We start from the raw sequence: 2,669 nt of genomic DNA on the forward strand, positions 1-2,669 counted from the left end.
GAGACTTGCGTTGACCCCACCTGTCGTGCGCGCGACGATCCCGCCATGAGCGAGAACACCCTGCCGCCGCTGCCCACGCCGTCACCCGCCGGGGCCCAACGCTGGCGCGACCCGCACCGCTACCTGTGGCTGCTGAGCCCGTTCTTCGCCTTGGGCGCTGCCTGGAATCTGGTGAACTTCTGGCGCAGCGGGGCCGAGTTCTGGCTCTGGCTGCTGCCGGCGGTGATGTACCTCCTGATCCCGCTGGTCGACGCGCTGCTGGGCCCGGACGGCCGCAACCCGCCGGACGGCAGCACCGCCGCGCTCGAAGCCGACAACTACTACCGCGCGATCGTCGTCGCCTTCATTCCGTTCCAGTTTGCGGCCACTGTCATCGGCTGTGCGCTCGCAGCCTCGATGCCGCTGTCAGCCACCGGTTGGTTGGGGTTGCTGCTCACGGTCGGCGGCATCAACGGGGTGGCGATCAACACCGCGCACGAACTGGGCCACAAGCTGCCGCGCTGGGAGCGCTGGTTGTCGCGCATCACGCTGGCGCCGGTGGCCTACGGGCATTTCTATGTCGAGCACAACCGCGGCCACCACCTGCGGGTGGCCACGCCGGAAGACCCGGCCAGCGCGCGGATGGGCGAGAGCTTCTGGGCCTTCGTGCCGCGCACCATGATCGGCAGCGTGCGCTCGGCCTGGCACATCGAGTCGGCCAGCCTGGCTGCACACGGCCTACCGGTCTGGCATTGGCGCAACGAGGTGCTGCAAGCCTGGGCGATGACCGTGGTGCTGTTTGGTGCGCTGGCGGTGGCCTTCGGTCCGAAGGTGCTGGCGTTTTTGGCGGCACAGGCCTTCTACGGCGCTTCGCTGCTCGAGGTGGTGAACTACATCGAGCACTATGGCCTGCTGCGTGCGAAACGTGCCGACGGGCGGCGTGAACCTTGCGACGTGACGCATTCATGGAACACGAGCCACGTGCTGTCGAACCTGTTCCTGTACCAGTTGCAGCGCCACAGCGACCACCATGCCCACCCGGGCCGGCGTTATCAAGCTTTGCGCCATTTCGCTGAGAGCCCGCAATTGCCTTCGGGCTACCCGGCCATGTTGCTGCTGGCCTATGTGCCGCCGCTATGGTTCCGGGTCATGGACCCGCGTGTGCTGGCGCACTACGGCGGCGATGTGGGCCGCGCCAACCTGCATCCGCCTCGTCGCGAGGCCCTGCAGGCGCGCTATTCGCGGCCCGCTTCCCAGGAATCAGTGTGAGTAGTCGGGCGTGACGGCCGGCGTGGCGTACTCGAAGCCGATCACGGCACGGGCGTAGAAGTAGTTCTCACGGGCCCGCTCGCTCAGCGAGTCGATGTCGACCAGGCCTTGCTCGTTGCAGGGAAAGACCATCGCACGCCCCTGATTGAACAGGGACTGGAACCGCAGCTCGTAACGCTGTTGGGTTGACTGTGCGGTTTGGATGCAGATGTCCATTTAGGTTCTCCACAGGCACCTGGATGTTCCGGGTGTATGGACTTAACTCTAAACACCGGGGTCGCGGTTGACAGCGGACGGACGCCGATCAGGTCTGTCGGCGCGTGGCGTGATGTGCTGTCAGCTTTTGTCCGACAAGCGGCGTCGTACCGCGCCCAGGGCCAGCACGCCCACCACCACGACAAGACCGGCCACCACGCCGGTCAGCGCGTCGGCCAGCGCCCCCACCAGCCAGCCCGCCGCCGGCACCGCCGCGGTGGCCGACTCGATCAGGTGGTGCAGCGGCGGAAAACCATGGACCAGGATGCCGCCGCCGACCAGGAACATCGCCGCGGTGCCCACCACCGCCAGCACCCGCATCAGCTTGGGCGCTGCCGCCAGCAGCATCGCGCCCAGGCGCTGTGAGAACGCGCCAGGTCGCTTGCTCAGCGCCAGGCCGGCGTCGTCCAGCTTCACGATGCCGGCGACGATGCCGTAGACACCGATCGTCATCACCACCGCCACCAGCGCCAGCACGCTGGCCTGGGTGACCAGTGCCTTGCCGGCGACGCTGCCGAGCGTGATCGCGATGATCTCGGCCGACAGCACGAAGTCGGTGCGTATCGCGCCCTTGATCTTGTCTTTCTCGAACGCCACCAGGTCGGCTTCGCCGGCCAACAGCGCCTGGGTCAGCTCGGTGTGCTCAGCCAGCTCTTCGGCCGCGCTGTGCAGCATGCGGTGTGCCAGCTTCTCGGCGCCTTCGAAGCAGAGGTAGGCGCCGCCGACCATCAACAGCGGCGTGATCAGCCAGGGCGCGACCGCGCTGATGGCCAATGCCGCGGGCACCAGGATCGCCTTGTTGACCAACGAGCCCTTGGCCACTGCCCAGACCACAGGCAACTCGCGATCGGCCGTCACACCCGCCACCTGCTGGGCGTTGAGTGCCAGGTCGTCGCCCAGCACGCCAGCCGTCTTCTGCGCCGCCACCTTGGTCAGCAGGGCGACATCGTCCAGCACGGTGGCGATGTCGTCGATCAGGGCAAGCAGGCTGGCAGCGGCCATGGCAAGGTTCCGGCGAGTGGCAAAACGCGCCATGTTAGAGCCTGTGTACGCGGGGCAGTTAAAGTGCCCCGGCACTGGCGCCACCCGCCGGCACACCTCTCACGAATGACGCCACCGCGCATTCGCTGATCCCCCCGAAGTGACGACACGAGCCTCGACATGAC

The 2,669-nt window shown here is 67.2% G+C and carries 3 protein-coding genes; 1 reads left to right on the top strand and 2 read right to left on the bottom strand.

Annotated features, from left to right (window positions below; translation table 11 throughout):
• Positions 1–45: 45 nt before the first annotated feature.
• Positions 46–1,248, top strand: a complete 1,203-nt coding sequence (locus tag AC1DYI_RS32035) for an alkane 1-monooxygenase (protein ID WP_477208152.1) — start codon at positions 46–48, stop codon at positions 1,246–1,248.
• On the opposite strand, the gene AC1DYI_RS32040 is transcribed toward AC1DYI_RS32035, so the two are convergent.
• Positions 1,240–1,464: a hypothetical protein gene (locus tag AC1DYI_RS32040; RefSeq protein WP_477208153.1), complete on the bottom strand. Its 225-nt coding sequence runs from the start codon at positions 1,462–1,464 to the stop codon at positions 1,240–1,242. The two genes, AC1DYI_RS32035 and AC1DYI_RS32040, sit on opposite strands and share 9 nt — an antisense overlap.
• A gap of 120 nt (positions 1,465–1,584) precedes the next feature.
• Entirely contained in the window at positions 1,585–2,505 is a 921-nt protein-coding gene (locus tag AC1DYI_RS32045; RefSeq protein WP_477208154.1) for a DUF808 domain-containing protein, read from the bottom strand.
• Between the last annotated feature and the right edge of the window lie 164 nt (positions 2,506–2,669).

The sequence above is a fragment of the Ideonella sp. P3_A4 genome, from assembly GCF_056403075.1.